Annotated in this window: 16 protein-coding genes; 7 read left to right on the plus strand and 9 right to left on the minus strand. The window is 47.8% G+C overall.

What is annotated here, in order from left to right; genetic code table 11:
- The first annotated feature begins 66 nt into the window (after positions 1-66).
- Positions 67-4581 (plus strand): EAL domain-containing protein, encoded by a 4515-nt coding sequence (locus tag EXT46_RS05540; protein WP_130145777.1) that lies wholly within the window; start codon positions 67-69, stop codon positions 4579-4581.
- A gap of 37 nt (positions 4582-4618) precedes the next feature.
- Here EXT46_RS05540 and EXT46_RS05545 read toward each other — a convergent pair whose 3' ends face one another.
- Together EXT46_RS05545 and EXT46_RS05550 are read right to left on the minus strand one after the other, a co-directional pair.
- On the minus strand, positions 4619-7399 hold the full coding sequence (locus EXT46_RS05545) for a response regulator (RefSeq protein WP_130145779.1): 2781 nt from the start codon (positions 7397-7399) through the stop codon (positions 4619-4621).
- 39 nt (positions 7400-7438) lie between these two features.
- The gene (locus EXT46_RS05550; protein ID WP_045979060.1) at positions 7439-8356 is read right to left on the minus strand and encodes a cation diffusion facilitator family transporter; all 918 of its coding nucleotides are present in this window, start codon (positions 8354-8356) and stop codon (positions 7439-7441) included.
- A 349-nt stretch (positions 8357-8705) separates the two neighbouring features.
- Between EXT46_RS05550 and EXT46_RS05555 the strand changes: the two genes are divergently transcribed.
- Both EXT46_RS05555 and EXT46_RS05560 read left to right on the plus strand, forming a co-directional pair.
- Positions 8706-9140 (plus strand): hypothetical protein, encoded by a 435-nt coding sequence (locus EXT46_RS05555; RefSeq protein WP_022944611.1) that lies wholly within the window; start codon positions 8706-8708, stop codon positions 9138-9140.
- A 118-nt stretch (positions 9141-9258) separates the two neighbouring features.
- Positions 9259-10116: a patatin family protein gene (locus tag EXT46_RS05560; RefSeq protein WP_130145781.1), complete on the plus strand. Its 858-nt coding sequence runs from the start codon at positions 9259-9261 to the stop codon at positions 10114-10116.
- A gap of 11 nt (positions 10117-10127) precedes the next feature.
- Here the strand turns inward: EXT46_RS05560 and EXT46_RS05565 are convergent, their stop codons facing one another.
- The 6 genes from EXT46_RS05565 to ahpC form a co-directional block, all read right to left on the minus strand.
- The gene (locus tag EXT46_RS05565) at positions 10128-11753 is read right to left on the minus strand and encodes a methyl-accepting chemotaxis protein (RefSeq protein WP_130145784.1); all 1626 of its coding nucleotides are present in this window, start codon (positions 11751-11753) and stop codon (positions 10128-10130) included.
- A gap of 215 nt (positions 11754-11968) precedes the next feature.
- The gene (locus EXT46_RS05570) at positions 11969-12316 is read right to left on the minus strand and encodes a 2OG-Fe(II) oxygenase (protein ID WP_200860089.1); all 348 of its coding nucleotides are present in this window, start codon (positions 12314-12316) and stop codon (positions 11969-11971) included.
- A gap of 114 nt (positions 12317-12430) precedes the next feature.
- Entirely contained in the window at positions 12431-12898 is a 468-nt protein-coding gene (locus EXT46_RS05575) for a nuclear transport factor 2 family protein (RefSeq protein ID WP_045978977.1), read from the minus strand.
- A 156-nt stretch (positions 12899-13054) separates the two neighbouring features.
- Positions 13055-13399 (minus strand): 5-carboxymethyl-2-hydroxymuconate Delta-isomerase, encoded by a 345-nt coding sequence (locus EXT46_RS05580; RefSeq protein WP_130145786.1) that lies wholly within the window; start codon positions 13397-13399, stop codon positions 13055-13057.
- Between the two features lie 321 nt (positions 13400-13720).
- Positions 13721-15289 carry an alkyl hydroperoxide reductase subunit F gene (gene ahpF, locus EXT46_RS05585; RefSeq protein WP_130145788.1) on the minus strand — a complete coding sequence of 523 codons (1569 nt, stop codon included), beginning with the start codon at positions 15287-15289 and terminating at the stop codon, positions 13721-13723.
- 71 nt (positions 15290-15360) lie between these two features.
- On the minus strand, positions 15361-15930 hold the full coding sequence (gene ahpC / locus EXT46_RS05590) for an alkyl hydroperoxide reductase subunit C (RefSeq protein ID WP_045978974.1): 570 nt from the start codon (positions 15928-15930) through the stop codon (positions 15361-15363).
- A 256-nt stretch (positions 15931-16186) separates the two neighbouring features.
- Here ahpC and EXT46_RS05595 point away from each other — a divergent pair, with 256 nt between their 5' ends.
- From EXT46_RS05595 to EXT46_RS05610, 4 genes are all read left to right on the plus strand, one after another.
- Positions 16187-16606, plus strand: a complete 420-nt coding sequence (locus tag EXT46_RS05595) for a DUF3429 domain-containing protein (protein WP_130146514.1) — start codon at positions 16187-16189, stop codon at positions 16604-16606.
- 55 nt (positions 16607-16661) lie between these two features.
- Positions 16662-17027 carry a hypothetical protein gene (locus tag EXT46_RS05600; protein WP_026111246.1) on the plus strand — a complete coding sequence of 122 codons (366 nt, stop codon included), beginning with the start codon at positions 16662-16664 and terminating at the stop codon, positions 17025-17027.
- A 2-nt stretch (positions 17028-17029) separates the two neighbouring features.
- Complete coding sequence (locus tag EXT46_RS05605; protein WP_130145790.1) at positions 17030-17818, plus strand: Rossmann-like fold-containing protein; 789 nt, start codon at positions 17030-17032, stop codon at positions 17816-17818.
- A gap of 167 nt (positions 17819-17985) precedes the next feature.
- Positions 17986-19479 carry a VCBS repeat-containing protein gene (locus EXT46_RS05610; RefSeq protein WP_165381061.1) on the plus strand — a complete coding sequence of 498 codons (1494 nt, stop codon included), beginning with the start codon at positions 17986-17988 and terminating at the stop codon, positions 19477-19479.
- A 57-nt stretch (positions 19480-19536) separates the two neighbouring features.
- Here EXT46_RS05610 and EXT46_RS05615 read toward each other — a convergent pair whose 3' ends face one another.
- Complete coding sequence (locus EXT46_RS05615) at positions 19537-20985, minus strand: SLC13 family permease (RefSeq protein WP_130145795.1); 1449 nt, start codon at positions 20983-20985, stop codon at positions 19537-19539.
- Positions 20986-20989: the final 4 nt, after the last annotated feature.

The following is a 20989-nucleotide window of genomic DNA, read 5'->3' on the forward strand; positions in this document are numbered from 1 at the left end:
GGTTTCAACTTCAATTGGGGTCAGCCATTGCGTCGTCTACATAGCGCATGTATTACTGTGCTTTTCATGCTTTTGCATTTATTTGCTACACCCTCACAGGCACACGTCAACGATGCTGGATACGGCTATCAGCTCCAACGTTTATCCACTGATGAGGGCTTGTCTCAAGGCTCGGTTAGTGCCATAGCCCAAGACGATTTCGGCTATATGTGGTTCGCCACAGGGCGTGGTTTAAATCGTTACGACGGCTATAAGGTAACGCTTTTTGAGAGCCAATACTCGGCACTAAGTAGTGACTTTATTTTGACCATGCTTAAACTAGCAAATGGCAAACTACTCGTGTCGACGCAGTTCAGCGGCGTGTACTTGGTCGACCCGGCCACGCTCACTTCCGAGCAAATCATTGCCAACACCCTTAGTGAACACAAGATAGACTATGTTGCCGTCTCTGCCATCGCTCAAGATCCCCTGAACCCTGAGCGAGTTTGGCTTGGCTTAAATCACCATATTTTCAGTCTCGATTTAACCGATAACTCACTCACTCATGCCTTTAGTATTACCAATGAAACCCATATCATCCGCGCCTTGCTGCCACATCAAGATGGGCTTTATGTCGGTGCATCTAATGGCCTTTACCATTATCAACAAGGCCGAGTGAAGCAAATTAACTACCTACCCAAGAGCGAAGCGCCGAGCGGCGATCAGCAAAACGTGAAACTGTTGCGCTTTGACAGTGAATTCGGCCTGATGATCGGCACGGTAGAAGGCTTGTACAGCATGAGCCTCTCGAGCCCCAATACATTTAGAACATTATTGCCAAGCTACAACATATGGGGCTTCCAACGCTATGGGCTTTATGACTTTATCGCCACAGATGAGGGCTTAAAACAATTTAATCGGCAATCTTTGCGCGCACAAACACTGGTCCAATTTAGTAAATCGCGCTTTGCCGTCAGCGACAACAGTATCCAAGTACTCTTTCGCGATAAAGGTGGCATGTTGTGGCTCAGCTCTCGCTCCCAAGGAGTATTCTCGTGGTCGCCGCTGTCTATGCGTTTTCGCCAGCGAACGCTTCCTAGCGGCCAATATAAACATGGGCATATCGCTTGGGGCATGCATGAGCAGGCCGATGGTACATTGTGGGTGGGCAGCGATAACGGCCTCAATCGTCTCAGTGCCAATGGTGAGAGTGAGGCATATTTGGTCAATAAGGACGATAAGCTCGCCATTGGCCAACAAACTATCTATCGTATCTCACCAGCTACACATCAACCAGACTCGCTTTGGTTAGATTCGAGCTACGGCAGTGAGCTATTTAACATCAAAACCAGTACCCTCACCCGACCGTTAGAAAAAGCAGATAGACCACAAAGCTTCGACCCCCAGAGTTACTATGGCGGGCTTGTGCAGTTACCTGACAACCGGGCGTTTTTTATCGCCCCCAGTGGCTTTTATATGTATGACCCCGAGGCCAACCGCATTACCGATGTGCCAGCACTAAATCGTGCGCTTTTGCCTGATTTAGCCACGCACTTTCTATCGCCGCTGCCTAATCATCCGAACGACCCACTGCTCAGCCATAGCGGTACGCTTTATCGCTATGACACCTTGCGCCAACAAGTTGAGGTGGTTTATGAATCCGCCAACACGAACCCGCAGCACTTTAATTATATTGATGGCTGGACGGTCGATCAGAATAATTCCTTGTGGTTAAGCATCGATAACGAGGGCTTAGTTGCTCTTGATATGGAAACACTTGAGGTTCGCGCCCGAATAGGCCTCGAACAAGGATTAAAAAATCTTGGCGTGTATACGCCGGTGGTGGATGATTTAGGTTACTTGTGGTTTGGCTCCAACAACGGCTTGTATCGATTAAATATAAACTCTGAACACGTGCGCTATTTCACCGTAGAAGATGGCCTATCCGCATCGGAGTTTAACGCCTTCGCGGTACTTAAGCGAAGCAACGGCGAGCTGGTATTTGGGACTGTAAAAGGGTTATTGGAAATAGACCCGACGGACTTCGTCTCTGGCAACACCCAGTATATTGCACCACCACCGCAAATCACCGATATTGATTTATTGTCTCGTTCAATCGATTACTCCCCTATCAGTTATATTGATAAGCCGCTGCAGTTACAACACGACGACCTCGGGCTGACAATATCCTTTTCTAGTTTTAACTTTTTACACCGCAGCCAAGTGCGCTACCGCATTAGTTTATCGGGTGCGAGCGACTTTACTTATAACGATTACAAAGACAACACCTTACAGTTTGCTAAACTCAACCCCGGACGCCATGAACTAAGCATTCGTGCTTTCGACCCTGTCTCCGGCAAGTACTCACGAGAGGCGCGTCTTATTGTTAATGTGGCCTACGCGCCATGGCGTTCGCCGCTTGCAAAAACCATGTATGCCTTGCTCGCCATTGCGATTATTGGCGCTTGGTTGATGTACTTACGCGCACAACAACGCAAACTACGTGACGCCCACAGTGTAGCGGTCAACTCGCAACAGCAAACCAACCTAGCTCTGCAAAGCAGTAACAGCGGTGTGTGGCACTACTATGTATCTGAGCGCCAATTTGCGCAGCGGCGTCTGAGTGACGAGCTCGGTTATGCTAACAGTTTTTTGAGCTGCTCATTTGAGCAACATGCCGAACTTATTCATCCTCATGATGTGGAGCGCTATCGTACCCAGTGGAAGCGCTTTTTAAAACAAGGAGAGCAAGGCACTTGGGAGTGCACCTATCGCATTGCTCACAGCAGTGGTGAATGGCTGTGGTATCACGAAGTTGGGCGCATTACCGAATGCGACCTACAGGGGCATGCGCGAGTCGTATCTGGCATCTATACCAATATCACCGACGCGAAAGCCTCAGCGCAGCAAGCCACAGTATTAGGTGAAGCCATCAGCCAGATCAGCGATTGGTTACTGATTTTAGATGAGCATATGCAACCGTTCTCCGCCAATCATAGTTTCCTGCAAGCCTTTGCCAGCAAACAAGCGCCACAACTTAATGTTCAGCCATTTGTGCGTGCTCTAGGTAAACACAAATATAAGAAGTACATGAGTATCATTGGCCGCTTAAAAGCGGGGCAGAACTGGCGCTGTGAAGAACAGATCCGCACCAAGCATAACCGCCACCATCCGGTGCAAATAAGCGTCACTGCGGTGTGCCGTGATAATAACGACAACCGTGATGAGGTAAGCTACTACGTCATCGTGATCACCGATTTGACCGAGCAAAAGCGTGCTGAAGACGAGTTACGCTACTTAGCCAATTATGACCCCTTAACCGGGTTACCGAATCGCACTATGATGCGCTCAAAAATATCCCAAGCAATTGACTATGCGAAAGAAAATTCCTCACTTTTGGCGCTATTATTTATTGATTTGGACAAATTTAAGCCGGTAAATGATTCGTTTGGCCATGCCGTAGGTGACCAAGTGCTGTGCTGCATTTGTGAGCGCATCAGCGAACAATTAGACGACAATGCGCTGCTCGCGCGTCAAAGTGGCGATGAGTTCTTGTTACTGATAGAACATGTCCATTCACCACAGTTGCTCAGTGAATTTGCTGAGCACTTAGCCAAGGTGTTAGAGCAACCCATAAAAATTGGTAATATTACTATCAATATCTCTGTCAGTGTGGGGATTGCCCTGTCTCCTTTCGATGCGGATAACGCCGAAGATCTTATTCGTAATGCCGATATGGCGATGATCCATGCCAAGAATGCGGGCCGCAATGGCTATAAGTTCTTCACCGAACAAATGAACAACCGCATTACCCATAAGTTAATGCTAGAAAATGCGTTACAAGATGCCTATCGCGATGAGGTGTTACTCAACCACTACCAGCCCATTGTGCATGACTTCCAAAAACGCATCGTAGGGGTGGAGCTCCTTCTGCGCTGGCCACATGAGGGCACTTTTATCTCTCCGGGAGAATTTATTCCCATCGCCGAGGAAATAGGCTTAATCGATGCCATTACCGAGCAAGCATTACACAGAGCCCTGCGCGATTTAAAGCCTTGGTTTGAGAGCTCTGATGATTTCTATTTATCTTTGAACCTGTCGCCTATTCATATCTTAAAGTCGAATTTAAGCGACCGCCTACAAGATATATTGGCTCTTCACCATGTTAGCCCCACCCAGCTTCGCTTGGAGATCACCGAAAACACCCTACTCGAGGATAAAACCAAAGCGGCAGAGCAACTTAACCGCTTGCACAGCGCCGGATTCAAACTTTTCCTTGATGACTTTGGCACTGGTTTCTCATCACTGACCTATTTGAGTCAATTCCCCATTGATGTCATTAAGATAGACCAAAGCTTTGTACGGCAAATTGGGGTAAATCCAACCAATGAATCCATTATTCGCACCATTCACAACTTGGCGCGCAGCCTTGGCCTATACTGTATCGCCGAGGGGGTGGAGACCAGAGAGCAAATCTTTTTCCTCAATAAGTTAGGGTGTCACCATTTACAAGGATTCTTCTTTGCTCGGCCAGTGGACGCACAAACACTGCTATCGAGTGAGTTTATTGATGGCGTGATTGATAAAACCAAAAGTTTGTAGTACTTGAGTGTCGGCGATGCTTTGAGTTTACGCTTAGTTAGTGGGAAATATTTAACACAGCGCGAATACTGCGGTGCAACTCATGCGCTTGCAGTGGCTTGGAAACGAAGGCATTCATCCCTGCCGCCAAACAACGATTTTTGTCCTCTTCATAGGCGTTGGCAGTAATCGCGATAATGGGCATGACGCCATATTTATGCGGCTCTTTGCGAATATGTTGGGTACATTGATACCCATCCATGTGCGGCATTTGGCAATCCATGAGCACCACATCATAGCGTTGCTGCTGAAGCATATCCAAAGCTTGCACCCCATCTTGAGCGATGGCCACCTCACAGCCCAAAGGTTCAAGCATCTTGGCAAGGACTAATTGATTTACAGCGTTGTCCTCAACCACAAGGACGTGTCGCTCAGTTAAATCAGGCGCCGAGAGTTCGCTATGTTGGTTAACCTCGATGTCCTCACAGGCTGGCGCTTTGATGGTAAAACTAAAGCAGCTACCTTCTCCTTCAGCGCTGGAAACGCAGATATCGCCGCCCATTTTTTGTACCAAGGAGCGACAGATTGCCAGCCCCAGACCAATGCCTCCGTACCGCCGAGCTGTTGACACATCAGCCTGAGTAAATTCCGTAAAGATACGTGCTTGCTGCTCTTCGCTCATGCCTATGCCAGTATCTCGCACCGTTACTTGAAGCTCATCATCTCGGTATTGCACGCTAAGGACAATCTCTCCTCGCTCGGTGAATTTTTTCGCGTTGCTTAATAAATTGGTGATCACTTGGTTGAGTCTGAGCTCATCGACACGAATACTAGAGGGCACATTCGCGGCTATATCGCACGCAAAGCGCACCTCTTTGTTGTCGTTGGCGCTATTAAAGACCTGCTCTACGTGAGTGAAAAATGCCCGAGTAGCCAGTGGCTGTGCGTTCAATTCCAAGGCATTGGCTTCAATTTTACTAAAATCCAGTATGTCGTTAAGAATTTGCAGTAGGTTTTGTGCACTTGCACCCAGGGTGGTTAAATACTGGCGTTGCTGGGCGCTCAGCTGCGAGTCTTGCAGCAAAATGTCGGTGATCCCGAGCACACCGTTCATGGGTGTACGCAGCTCATGGCTCATGTTAGCTAAAAACTGTGACTTTGCTCGGCTGGCCTGGTTCGCCCGATGCACCGCAGTCTTAAGCTCTGCAGTTTGCTCTTGTACTTTACGCTCCAACTCTTGGTTAAAGCGCGTTAGTTGTTTGTTCAAATCGCGGTTGCGGTCATCAGATTGTGCTAACTGCTCAAAACTCTGCTGGAGTTGCACCACCAGCGAATCAAACTGTTCGTGTAGTTGCTGAACTTCCTGCCACTCGTGTTGGCTAAGCGGCGTCTTATTTGGCAGCATCGGGTAGCGCTGCATTACTTGGGTCAAAAAATTAAGTGGCGCCGCCAATCTTTGGCTTAGCTGGCGAATGAAAATCCCTGCCAGCAGCAAGAGTACTAGCGTGAGCAACAACACGTAAAGCCAGGTTGAAGCGACCACAGTGTTTACATGAAGGCGGTTCATCATAGCGATGACCGTCCAACCTGTTTGGGAGCTATTAAGTGACCGGCTGTAATACAGCTCATTGTTAGCAGAGCGGTACAAAGCGCTTGAATCACCGTTAAACTCCGCTAAAGCAGGTTGCTTGAGGTGGCTTAGCACTTTGAAAGTATTTACACTGCTATACACCACGTGATTGTTGGCATCCATTACCAGCAATTCCCCTTGTTGCTCAAACAAGTAGGGCCGAAAGCGACGAAAAGACTCTAATCGCAGCGAACCCTCAATCACGCCTGCAAACTGTTGTTTTTCGTATATCGGTGCCGAGATGCCAACAATGGGATTGTCACCTAAACCTCGACCGCGAAAAGCAGTGGAAATATAGCCGTTAGGGTGGCTATGCGCTTGCGTGAAATAATCGCGGTCAGTCACATCTCGCTGCTGTGCGGAGAGCCCATCAAGAAGTGACTTGGGCCATCCCAAATACGCCATCCCTTGCTGATTAATCAGCACTGTAGAAATAAAGCCAGGGTACATTTGCCCTAAATGACTAAGCTGCCAACGCTCATCAACACCTTGCGCCAAGGTATCGCGCGCCGAAACAATAGCATTTTGATGTTGTTCTAGGTAGCTATCTATTTGTTGCGAGACCCTATCTGCATGGGCGCGTAATTGTGTATTGACCTCATACTCTATACGCTCATAGTGATCGTTAACCAAAATCACCGTCGTCAACAGCACCACCAATAGAATCAATACACTGACCACGTAGCTGAGGATATGTTTGAGCGAGTTTTGCCGATAGTGCCAAACTATAAAGGGTAAAAAGTAGCTTAATAGGTCAACTACAGCTAATGAAATAATGGCATTAAGTAAATACTTGAAAATAGCAGTAGTAAGCGATAACCACGGCAACTCGACCATCCAATGACCAAAAACCACCAGCAGCGGCAAACCAATCAGCAACCAAAAGACCCCACCCCATGGCAATAAAGGACGCCTTAAGCGGCGACAACAAAACCAATGCAGCCATATCAACTCGAGCAAAAATGCGATACTGGGCCAAGCATGTTGCCAGCGATAAAAGATAAAAGCAGAGGCGATAGCCAAGGTGATAACACTGTAGCGTAAGCCCAAGGCAACGAGGCTCAGCAACACAAAAATTTGCCCAAATAAAAACTCGGAGCTGTCCAAAAACCATACAGGAATTAGGTGCGTCAACCCGCCAATCAGGCCGAGTAAGCAAGCCACCATGAACTTGTTGCTGCTTTGAAGTCCGGTGCGAATTGTGCTCATTTGTAGGAAAGCTTAAAAACTTATAGGAACTGCGTAGTCTTAGTGTTGTACACAGTGATGCGCTTGTCCATCTTCGGAATGCGGATGGGCCTCTATTTGCAGTACGCTGTGCTCAACATTAAAGCGTTGTTTTAACATCTGTTCGGCATTGTTTCGACAGACTGCATCATGAGCCGCGACAGTACATTGATGTTTCAATACGATATGTGCGCCAACGGCGAGCTGCTTGTCAATTCGAGATACGGTCACATTGTGCACACTGTGTACGTGAGCAAGTTTCGTCATCGCCTTTTCAATAGCTTGTGCACTAGGCAAACGCCCTTCTTGATTCTGCAATCGCTTTATACACTGCACAATAAGGCGCAAACCGGTGAATAACACGAAGACGGCAATCACCATACTAAACAGCACATCCAATTGCTGCCACCCAGTGAGCGCGATAGTGACACCGGCCACTAAGGTACTGACGGTGGAGAGTAAATCAAAGAAAGTATGGAGAAACACCGCGTAAACATTAATGCTGTCTTTGCGGCCCTTGTATAACACCCAAGCGGCGCACCCATGAAAGACAAAGCCGATACTTGAAACCCACGCCATAATGGTGGTGTTAACGTCTTTGTGATGCCCCTCATGCATTTCAAAATACCGCTCAGAACCAAGAAATAAAATGGTTAAGCTAATTCCCAAATACAAGCTGCCATTAATAAGCCCGCCCACTAATTCGGCTTTTTTATAGCCTTCATTAAAGTTGCGTGCCAAATGAATGGCGATAGAGGAGGCCAAAATAGCGATAAATAACGTGCTGTTGTGCACAAATAAATGACCGGCATCGGCGAACACCGCTAAAGAGTTTGCGTGATAAGCTCCTATTAGCTGGATGACCATAAAGCTACAGGTTATAGCGAGCGCAATAAGTAAGCGTTTGCGAGAAGCCTGGTGTGTGGTGATGTCGGTCATGCGCGCCGGATGATACTCGGGAATGATATATAGTCGCAATTGTACTTGTTTTGCGACTATATTACACCCGTTTTCATCACCGCCCGTTGTGAATGCACAAGAACTGCTCATGAAAGAGTGATAGGTGCCACTGCCCGCTTTAGAACCCTTCACTGGCTCTCAACTGCGAACAATATCAATAAATAAATTTCCCTAAAAATCATCCATATGTAACTTTTTTGTTAAAACAGCATTGAAACTATGCTTTTTTTAGCTAATCTCAAAGTCGCGTGGCGACACAACAGGACTGAAGGATTGCTCTTGTGTGTAACCAAAACGCAAAAACACATTTATATAAGGAAATATAATTATGAAACTAGTGAAATCACTCTCGACTGTGGCCTGTGTTATCGGCCTATCTCTTGCTTCAACCTCCTCTGTATTAGCTGCGTCTTCGACCTCGGTAGTCGGTACTTGGCGCAACCATGTCAATTGGAATTGTAATACTGCGGGCTCAACGCCGATTACCGCTGCGTTATTTACAATTAATGCCGATGGCACATGGAGCTACCCATACGGAGGCGGTAACTGGTGGCAAGAAGAGGGATTGGTGATCATCTCTTTCGATAGCTACCCGACTTTGCAGTACGTGGGTAATGTGACTAAAGATGCCGTTGTTGGCATTCAAGGCTACTCCGACAATCCAGGTTCTCGCGGCTGCTTCTATTTGTTGCGTGAACAAGCGGGTAAAGCCAGCGACGTTAAACACTATGTCGATGGTAAGGATGCGGTTACCAATCGTTGATCACTTTTATGGCGGTGCCCTATACACCGCCTTTTGCCCTTATAGCCCATTGCTGCGCAAATAAAATTCATGTTAAGTTGCTGAGGTAATAAATAAAAGCGTATGCAGGGTTTTACCTATTTCCAATTCATCTCTAAGCCATGCCCTTGTTGTTGAAGGGGGCGCGATGCGTGGTATTTTTGCCACCGGCGTACTCGATACGTGGCTACAACAGCACTACCAGCCCTTTGATATGTATTTTGGAGTGTCCGCTGGCGCGACCAATATCGCTGCTTATTTGTGCCAACAACACCAGCGCAACTATAAGGTGATCACGGATTACTCGTGCCGACCTGAATTTATTAATTACCTACGTTTTGCACGCGGCGGGCACCTGTTTGATTTGGATTGGCTATGGCAACAGACCATTGCTGATATCCGCTTAGATTTAGCGACATTTGCGAAGCAAGTCGCACCATTTTATGTGGTGGCCACCAACATCGCCAACGGTCAAGCCGAGTATTTAAAAGCCAACGCCGATAATTTAGAAGCAATTTTAAAAGCCTCTTGTGCGCTGCCTTTGGCCTATCGCGATTACCCGCAAATTGGCGATAAGCAATATACCGATGGGGGTCTGAGCGATTCCATCCCCGTGCAACAGGCTTACTTACAAGGAGAAGGAGCGAAACGCATCACCGTGATTTTGTCCCAGCCGTTGGGCTATCGCAAAAAACCGAGTCGCTCACTCTGGGTAACACGACGCTTACTGCGCGATACCCCGGCGCTGATCAGTGCCTCAAGCCGCCGAGCCGAGGGATATAACCAAAGCTTAGAATTTATCCATTCACCGCCGCCGGATTGCCATATCGAGGTCATTGCCCCTGACCCAGAGTTTGCTGTGGGCAGAACCACACGCGACGCCGACAAGTTACGCCACGGCTACACTTTGGGCTGTCAGCAAGGGCTAGACTATTTGCAGCGGCTAAGCATCAATTAGCGAGTGCGTATTTAGACCACAAAAGCTTTCACTTGCTGTTGCAGGCTATCAGCGAGCTGCGCCAATTCTTTACTGGCATCGGCGTTTTGCTGTGAGCTTTGCGATACGCTGGTAATGCTGTCGTTAAATTCATTAATATTTTGGCTTATCTCAGCAGCCACTGTCGTTTGCTCTTCGGTGGCTGTAGATACTTGTAAATTCATATCGGCAATGTCAGCGACCGCTTCACGAATACGGTTAATGGCAGTTGCCGATTCTTGGCTATGATGCTCACTTTCTTTGGCGCTGTCATCGGCACTCTGCATTGCTGCCACCGCCTGGCCTGCCATATCCTGCAGCTTGGCGATCATGGTATTGATGTTTTCTGTGGCCTGTTGAGTATTGTGTGCCAGTGTACGAACTTCATCAGCGACCACCGCAAAGCCACGCCCTGAATCTCCGGCGCGGGCAGCTTCAATGGCAGCATTCAGCGCTAGCAAGTTGGTCTGCTCAGCCACCCCTTGAATCATGAGCACCACTTGGTTGATCTCATTTGACTGGGCATTTAGCTCACCAATCAATTGGGCGTTTTGCGCAACAATACGAGATAAGGTGCGAATAGCCTCAAGGTTATCATCGATGGTTTGACTGCCCTGCTCGGCCAAGCCATCAGCAGATGCAGCATGTTGCGAGGTATTTTGCGCGTTTTGAGCCACTTCTTGAATCGCTGCACTCATTTGTGTAATGGCGGTGGCTATCATCGCACTTTGTTGCTCTTGCTGGGTTGCAGTCGAGGCCACCTGGGCACTGATCGCTTGCATTTGCTCTGACGCCGATGACAACGTCAGTGTCGCACCCGTGACGTCAGTAACCAAAGTGTGGATTCGGCTAAGCATATGATTGAAGTGCTCAGCTGTGGTGGCTATTTCGTCTTTCCCGGTGACTTTGGCACGCAGGGTCAAATCGGCTTGTTCGGCAATGGTTTGAATGGTGCCCTGCAAGTGGCTCAAAGGCCCATGAATAGAGCGGTAGATAAACCAAGCCAATAAAGACATAAAGGCAATGGTCAAGATAATAAAGACTAACAATAAGGTGGTGACGTGGGAAACTTGCTCATCGGCACTGTCGCGAAACCGCTGCGCTTCTGATAGCTGCAAATCGATAAGTGCCGCGTAGCTGCCACTGAGTGGGTCAAAAACGCTGTAAAGGTCGGCTACAAACTGCGATTGGTCCATCGCTTTAAAGGTGCCATTTTCTATGGCCCGCATGTACGCATCAATTTTCTCAACCACCGGTGCGAGGTACTCATCCACGTCTTCGGTTAAGCGCTGCTCTTCGGTTGTGAGTTTGGTTTGTAAATAGTCCTGCCAATGCTGCTGCGCGGTGTCTTTCGCCTGTTCAATCAAAGATATAACTTGCGATTTGTCGATAACGCCAGCGCGATACTTATGCAATAAATCGACAATGTTGACCGCGTAATTATCTGACACCACTTTAATTTGCTTTAATGGCACCACCCTATCTTTATAAATACTGTCAACGCCCTCGCCAATGGTATTAAGTTGAGACATACTCAACGCCGCTGAAATAATAAGTAATACAATTGGAATTATGGACAAAATAATCAGTCGCATCTTCACAGACATGGTATTGAGCATGGGACACCCTCGTAATTTAAACTAAGATTTTTGTGCCTATCCATGCACTTCATGCAACAGCAGTTGCTACTTAATTATTTTCGAAGATAAGCAAATGCGCCAATCCAGTTTAAAAAATTACTGCTCTCACCCCGAGATAATATGTAAAAAACGAGTGTGATTAGCGATTCGCGCTAACCTGTAAATGATGAATATGATGGACGACAGTTAGTCTTTTAATGGCCACGAACCCAACCAATACTTAACAAGTAACGATTGCCTGAGGTGACCTTAGTAACTGCATGCTCACTGATATCGGGGCGAAATAACTTGATTCGTTTAGAGCTGTAAATAGGCGATTTACAAACAAACTGACCGCCACAGCGTGCTTGTTTGAGGATAATATTAAGCCGATAATGCCTGCCTGCGGTTACTTTGTCAGTGTGCGTGGGCACCTCACAGCCTTGTGGGAACTTGAGCAAGTAAACATCGAATTTTAGCGGCCACCATGCCCTTGCCAGCAACATTTTCTCATAACCGCTTTTCTGGCGGCCTTTTTGCCATCTAAATATCCCTAGCTTCATCATAGATAATCTCTGCTTGCACCAGGGGGATACAAAAAATAGGGATAAGTAGCCATATATACAGGTACTTCATTTTCTCTCCTTAAGGCCTCGCACCCTACTCAATGGGCAAAGTTACTCATGGTATTTTCTTATTACCGCAATTTTGCCGTCTTCAATTTCCAATACTTCCATCATGACTTGGCTATATTCTATCGGTTGATTATTTTCAGGGTGGGTGCCCTTAGCGTAGTTTTTATATCTTATAGCAACGGCTGAGTGGTTAAATGTAAATACATCCAATAGCTCTGCATTGTATTCGCTGTGGGCGCCAAGATAAAAAGTCATCCCTTTTCTCATTGCCTCTTTGCCATTTGGTAAGCGCGAATCATCTGTCACCCAAGGTAAGTGCGAATGCCCAACATCCTCTGTAAGTAAATTAAGATGAGTCTCCAGTTCTTTTTTCGTTGCTCCTGGGCTTTGCGTGGCAACCATGGTATCGAAATACTTTTGAGCAAGTTCATTTAGATCAATTTTTGTCTCTTTGGCGGATAACGATGCTGAAACCAAAATTGATACTGCAAAGAATAGGTATTTTTTCATTGAAAACTCCGTTTTCGGTTAATTCATATAACATGTTTATAAAGACCCAGTCGCGTTCCTCGAAGCCAGTAATGCGATTGAATTCAAGCGACTCATTGGCAAATTTATCCAAAGCGAGCACTGAAAGCCACCCTAAGTTTTGGATAATGTGACGAGTTACACCATTGTACGATTACAGTAAGTGGCCATTTCAAAGTCACTGATGTTCATGGCGATATTCGGAACATTCGGAAATAACGTTACCAGCTTTGATACCATTTGCTGCGATAGCATCGCCTTTTGCTCAGTCGTCCTGCCTTGCATGATGGAGGCGAAAACATGAATGAAGGGCTCTCGCTTATTACCTACAGAGTATTTTTCGAAAGAATTTATTCTGACTTTGATATCACGTTCATCAAACAAATTGGTAGCACAAGCTTGCAAAAAAAGTTGTTCAATAATAAAGGCTTCATCATGGGAGACGAAGATGTCCTGTGAGCAATCCATTACAAAATGTGGCATTAATCCTCCGCCGACGGTCTGACTAACAGGTATTGTCCCTGCTTTACACGCTAGCATACCTTGTAAAATTGAGATTCGCTAATGAAGGTAAAGCAATGAAAAATAAACTGAAAAATGACAGCTAACAACACCGGTAGCGCGGCATAAGTATAAGTGGACGGCATTCAAATAAAACCGCTTCATCGGTAGGGTTACATGCACAATCAGTTTTACCGCTTGCAGTGGCAGCTGCTTTCAATTTCACAGCACAGGAAAAAGCCGCTCATTGAGCGGCTTGGGGACTACACATCTGGAGATTTCAGGGTGTGTGCAGTATCTACTTTAAGCGGCATCACTTTGCGCTTGGTCGTCGCTGTGACGAATTAAGTAATCAAAGGCGCCAAGACTGGCACTGGCTCCTGCGCCCATGGCAATAATGATTTGCTTAAAAGGCGTGGTGGTGGCGTCCCCAGCGGCAAAGACCCCAGGCAAATTAGTCGCGCCTTTATCATCAATCGTTATTTCACCAAAAGAGCTTAAATCCAGACCACTGTCTTTCAGCCACTCGGTATTAGGCACTAAGCCGATTTGTACGAATACGCCGGCTAAGGCTACATGCTGCGATTGTTGTGTTTCGCGGTCGGTGTAATTAAGACCGGTCACCTTATTGCCATCGCCAACAATTTCGGTGGTCGCCGCATTGGTAATGATGGTGACATTAGTAAGGCTCTGCGCCTTTTTAACCAGCACGTCGTCAGCACGTAAGGTATCGGCAAATTCCAGCACCGTCACATGTTCAACAATGTTAGCTAAATCGATCGCTGCTTCAATGCCTGAATTACCGCCACCAATCACCGCTACCGACTTACCTTTAAAGAGCGGACCATCACAGTGGGGGCAATAAGCAACCCCGTGGCCTCGGTATTCACGCTCACCTGGCACATTCATTTCCCGCCAGCGTGCCCCCGTGGCAAGAATCAGGGATTTGCTTTGCAGTGTGGCACCATTATCCAAGGTGATGGCGCGGTTATCGCTGTCTAAACGCGCGGCGCGCTGATTATCGATGACATCGACATTATATTCTTTCACATGCTCTTCTAGCTGAGCTACCAGTTTCGGGCCCTCTGTGGCTTTGACCGAGATAAAGTTTTCAATGGCCATGGTATCAGCTACTTGGCCACCAAAGCGCTCAGCGACAATACCGGTGCGCAGCCCTTTTCGCGCCGCATAGATAGCAGCCGATGCACCTGCAGGACCACCGCCGACTACCAATACGTCATAGGGGTCTTTTTCATTCAATAGTTCGGCTTGGCGCGCCGCAGCTCCCTCATCGACTTTATTAAGAATATCATTGAGGCTGATAGCGCCTTGGCTAAATAGCTCCCCATTCAAGTACACCGTAGGCACCGCCATGATGTTGCGCTGCTCTACTTCCTCTTGGAACAAAGCACCGTCTATCATGGTCACATTCACCTGAGGATTCAAAGCCGCCATGGTATTGAGCGCTTGCACGACGGCTGGGCAAGTTTGGCAGCTCAGGGAGATGTAAATTTCAAAATTAAGGGTTTTATCTAAGGCCTGGATTTGCGTGCGTTGCGCCTCATCAGCCTTGGTTGCCACACCGCCGCTGTGCAGTACAGCGAGCACTAATGAAGTAAACTCATGACCCATCGGGACCCCAGCGAATGTAATCGAGGTGCCTTGCTCGCCGAGTACTTGCATCGCAGGGCGTCGCGCTGCTTGGTGGTCTTGTCGTATACTAATGCGCGGGCTCAACTCGGCCAAATCGTTGGCCAAGGTGTCTAATTCTTTACTTTTGTTGCTTTCATCGAGGGCTAGAACCAGCTCTATATTGCCCGTCAATGCACTAAAATGGCTTGATAATTGATTCTTAATGGTACTGTCTAACATGGTTAGCCTCTTCAAGCGTTAGAAAAATAAGGCGGTGTTGCCACCGCCCGAGAGTTGCGATTTAGGCGTTATTAGATTTTGCCGACAAGGTCTAGCGAAGGTGCAAGCGTTTCTTCACCTGGCTGCCAAGAGGCTGGGCATACTTCACCGTCGTGAGTAGCGATGTACTGCGCCGCTTGTACTTTACGTACTAACTCTTTAGCGCTGCGGCCAATGCCTAGGTCGTGCGTTTCAACCACTTTAATTTCGCCTTCAGGGTTGATAACGAAAGTGCCGCGTAGCGCTAGGCCATCTTCTTCAATCATCACACCGAAGTTGCGCGTGATTTTGCCAGTTGGGTCGCCAATCATTGGGAACTCAATTTTATTAATGGTTTCAGAAGAATCGTGCCACGCTTTGTGGGTGAAGTGGGTGTCCGTAGACACTGAATAAACTTCAACACCCATTTCTTGCAATTGAGCGTAGTAGTCAGCCAAGTCACCTAGCTCGGTAGGACATACGAAAGTAAAGTCCGCTGGGTAGAAAAACACGATTGACCATTTGCCTAACAGGTCTTGCTCGCTTAGCTCAACGAAGTCACCTTGGTGATAAGCCGTTGCGTTAAAAGGTTGGATTTTAGTGTTGATCAATGAGTTGCTCATAAATTACCTCATGTTGTCTGTCATCAGTTTTAAATAATTAGCGGCGTGTGCCGCTGCGTTGATGAATAAGATAGAGGTTGTGCTTTAACAAATAAAACAGATTGATTCGATTACAACCATCGATAAATATGATTGACGCTTAGACTTACTGCGATTTCTCAGACCGTTAATGGCTTTTTCGCCTGAACTCATTGAACTCTTTAACCTGCGCCACGTACAATTAAGAAAAGCATCCGCGCTGAGGTCTACTTTGTCTATTGCCCGTTATATCAATCATATCCAATTAGGTTACTTAGGATTACTGCCGTTTTTAGCCTTGGTTGGATGGAGCATGCTCAGTGGTCGCACTGAGTACGCTGGCACCATGTTCATTTATTATGGCATCGCGATTATGAGCTTCCTTGCCGGTCAGTTATGGCGCCCCGGTGAGCAAAGCTATGGGCGCGCCATTGCTGTCGTTATTCCCACCATCCCGCTGCCGCTGTTGGCGCTGGGCAATGAGCTGTTCACATTAGCGTGGTTAAGCGCCAGTTTTTGGTTGGTGCTGGCCATTGAAGTAAAACAGCCGCAATGGGCAGAGCACCACAAGGACTATCGCAAGATGCGCTTTGTGCTTACCTCAGTGGTATTTGTGTGTCACTTGCTGATGATTGCCGCCATGCTCGACAGACCTTAGACAGCTTCACAGCAATACAGTACACTGCGCGCTCTGATTTTTCGGTGAGATGGCCATGATTGACGATTTACGCAGTGCCCTTGAGCAGTTGGGCGAACAGTTCAGCGAAAAAAACGCCGCATTCAAGGTAAAGGTTGTGCCGTTTTTTTGCTCGGTACGCATTAAAAAAGACCATAAGCACGAAGGCACCCTGCACTTTTATGCTAACCAATTTATAGATGCGTGGTTGGTGTGTTTGTTTATTTTATTCGGAGCATTAATTTATCAGCCTGAGCTTGGTCTTACCCACGGCCCTATCCACTTTGCCATTGCCGCTTTTGTGGCCCTGCGTTTAATTATCCGCCAGGTGGCTATTGAATCACTGAAAGCTCGGCTCTATTTGTTGCAACCCCGCTCCAATGCCCCGCAGAGTCACGAGTAACGATGTACTTAAGTGCTCAGTGGCGTATTTTAACGGTCGGCGACGGCGATTTAACCTTTACCCGGGCGCTTAAACGACGCTTTGCAGACGCTCATATCGTCGGTTCGGTGTATGACTCAGAAGCGGTACTGCGAGAGAAGTATTCCAGTCACGGCATTGATGAGTTACGCCAAGCCCAAGTACCGCTGTATTTCAGCTTTGATGTGACCAACCAGGCCTGCTGGCAACGCCTTAGCACGGGCTTTGATGTCATCATTTTTCAGTTTCCATTGCTCAGCCAACTCGGTTCTAAAAGCGCCTTTGCTGCAGCGCAGCAACAAGGTGGCCTCAACACCTTGAATCGTGCCCTGTTACACCAATTTTTACGCTATGGTAGCGCCTATGGCCTAGCTAAAAACGGCGCCGGGCTTTGTTATATCACCTCAAAAGACGTCAAGCCTTACAGTCATTGGGGTCTTGACCACGCCCTATGTACTGGTCTTGATATACAGTATGTCGGTGAGCAGCCCTTTAATATTGATGATTTCCCCGGATACCGTATCCGCAACGTGGACCGCAATAAACATGTCAAAGACACCAAAGGAGTCACCTACAGCTACGCGCTGAACCCCAAAAACGTTGACTTTCCCTATCACCGCCCGCGTTATTTAGATGATACCAACTATTGCCCACTGTGCCATGCTGGGCCTTTTTGCAATGAAAAAGACCAGGCACAACACTTCGAGAGTCGCCAACACCAGCTTATGCTGGGTTATCAGCAACACTGGCAAAATTGGCTTGCTTCGCGCTAGCCGAACTTCCTCCCCTATTCGCGTTTATACACTTACTTACATTTGAATGTTGGCGAGGCATTAAAAGTTATGTCACTGTAAAGAAGTCATCTTGGGCCTGTACTTGCGTGAGTCGCTGGCCCCAAGGCAAATACCAGTGACAATACGTAACAATAATGAGGTTTAACGTGACAGGAAGACACTTGCCAATTAAAAGTGCCATCGCCGCACTGCTTTTGCTAAGCAAACCAGTATGGGCTGACGCTTTTAGTGAACACCATCTTGATGTTGACTTTAACATTACTCAGGCCCCTATTAGCGCCGATATTTCGCCTCATCCGGGTAAAGAGATAATCGCTATCGGCCGCAGCAGCGCCAAAGCACAGCAAGTGGCCGTTCTGGCGTTGGTTGACGGGACACTAACCCAGGTGGACCGCTTTGCCATTGGTGAGCAGTATTTTGCCTATGACATTGGCAACGACCCGCAGGGCAAACAGACCCTGTATTTCCTCGCCAAAGACCATGTTGGTCGTTATCAGTATCCACAAGGCCCTTCAGAGCCAAGGTTATTGTCCTATCTCGAAGTCAGCTCCGTATTCCAAATTCAACGCAGTAACTTTATGCGCCGCATGCCATTTATATTTGACTTTAATGGCGATGAAAGTGCTGATGTGATGCTGCCTAACTTTAATGAGCTACAGGTGTGGTTTAGCCAGCAAGATAAAGCGCACAAACTCTCCAAATTGGCTATTACTGGCCAAAACGTATTAACTCGCGATGGCTTAAGTGTGACTCCGGCACAAACCTTTACCTTAGATATTAATAACGATGAGCGTATGGATATTGTTCATCTCACCCCCGGGCAGCTGCACATTTACACTGCTGCCAAGCGCCATTTTGACCATCAAGCAGTGGCCATTCGCGAGGATATTCACGCCATCGATTGGTGGGATCAACTCGATGATGATGGCCGCTCTTTGGACCAAAGCGATCTCAACTACCGTAAGTTGGAGCGCTTTGAAGACGTTAACGGCGATGCGATAGTGGATATGGTGGTGCGCTATACCCAAAGCTCCGGCGTGCTAGATAGAAAAAACGACTACGAGATATTTTATGGCAAAAACACCGCTGATGGCGAGCTTCGTTATGGTGCGCAGGCCGATACCACAGTGCGTGCAGAAGGAACGCTCACTGGCCTTGAGCTGCAAGACATTGATGGTGATGGTCGCAAAGAAGTGATGGTATCCAGCTTTGAGTTAGGGGTCTCGCAGGTAGTCTCTGCGCTGCTAGCAAGTAGCATTGACCAAGACGTGCTGCTCTATCGCCAAAATGCGCAAGGGCACTACCCGGAACAGCCGAGCATGGACTATGAAACCGAAATGGGCTTTAGTATCAGCAAAGGCCGCGCCAGCGAACCCTTGGTGAAACTCGCCGATATTAGTGGCGATGGCATTCTTGATTTATTACTTTCTGAGGACAGCGATGAGCTTATTTATCGCTTAGGTAACAAAGACGGTGGCTTCTCCCGCAAAAACAGCCAAGATATTGCCTTGCCACAATCCGCAGCGCAGATTAGCCATGCCGATATCAATGGCGATAACAAAGCCGACCTTATCGCCTATTATGGCAAACTCGATAGTGCCAAGCTGCACAAGCGCTTAACCCTGTTGGTCGCTAAATAACTGGCTACGTAATCACAGGCAGCGCGTTATTTATGGCCGCGCTGCCTGAGAAAACCATTAAAAGTTAAGCACCATCGGCGCTATCACCAGAGTTGCCAGCGTGATCAGCACAATAGCAATAATGTTCAAAGCAAAGCCTGCACGGATCATATCGGTAATTTTTATCTCCCCCGAGCCAAATACAATCGCGTTCGGTGGCGTGGCCACCGGCATCATAAAGGCGCAACTGGCGGCAATGGCAGCGGGCACCACCCACACTAAGGGCGTACCAGTAATCGACTCTGCCACCGGCCCAAGTAAAGGTAAAAACCCGGCAGCAGTCGCCGTATTGCTGGTGATCTCGGTTAAGAAAGTAATTAACGCGGCCACCACGAGAACACTTATCACCAACGGCATAGCACTGGCCCCACTCAGCAGATTAGCGATGTAATCAGCCAAGCCTGAACTTTTTATCTGCGCCGCTAAGGTCAAGCCGCCACCAAAGAGCAACAAAACCCCCCAAGGCACGTTTGCCGCATTTTGCCAGTCTAAAACCCGCTCTTGAGAGTGCTTTTCTGCCGGTAACATAAACAACAGCAACGCCGCAGCAATAGCAATACCGGTATCTGATATCGCCAGCCCGGTGACATCACCGAGCACTGGGCGCAACACCCAACTCACCGCTGCTAAGGCAAAGACCGCGAGGACACTTTTCTCAGCCCGAGACATCGCTCCTAACTGCGCTAGTTGATTGCGAAACATGCCTTTGGTCTCTACTTGGCTGGCAGTTTTATCCACTTTATACATCACTTTCGTTAACCACAGCCAGGTTAGGGTCAGCATCACTAAAGACAAAGGGACGCCTATCATCATCCAGGTAGCAAAGCCGATTTCGATATTGTAACTGTCGGCTAGATACGCAGCCATCAAGGCATTCGGTGGCGTGCCTATCAAGGTACCAATACCCCCAATGCTAGCGCCATAGGCAATACTCAATAGCAGCGCCTTGGCAAAATTATCACATTGGCTGCCATTATCCTTTAACAAATGGACCACCGATAAAGCTATCGGTAGCATCATCACGGCTGTTGCGGTGTTTGACATCCACATTGATAAAAACGCGGTCACCGCCATCATCGCCATGATTTGCAAGCTTGGCTTGCTGCCCGCCAGCAATAAGGTAGTCAAAGCAATGCGTTTATGCAGCCCCCAACGCTCCATGGCAATTGACAGTAAAAAGCCGCCTAAAAAGAGGTAAATAAGAGGATGGGCGTAAGGAGCTGCAACCGCCTTAATCGGTGCAATCCCAGCCAAAGGCACAATCAACAAAGGCAGTAACGAGGTGGCCGGAATAGGCACCACTTCGCTGACCCACCAAGATGCCAACCAAATTGTTAAGCCGGTAGTGCGCCACGCGGCCATAGACATCCCCGCTGGTGGGTCGAGCAAACAGGTCAACAACATGACGCATGGCCCGAAGGCCAACAACAGTTGACCCCGAAGTTGAGTAAATTTCGAATCTGACATGCTA

The organism is Pseudoalteromonas sp. CO325X, from assembly GCF_004208955.1.
GTDB lineage: Bacteria > Pseudomonadota > Gammaproteobacteria > Enterobacterales > Alteromonadaceae > Pseudoalteromonas > Pseudoalteromonas ruthenica.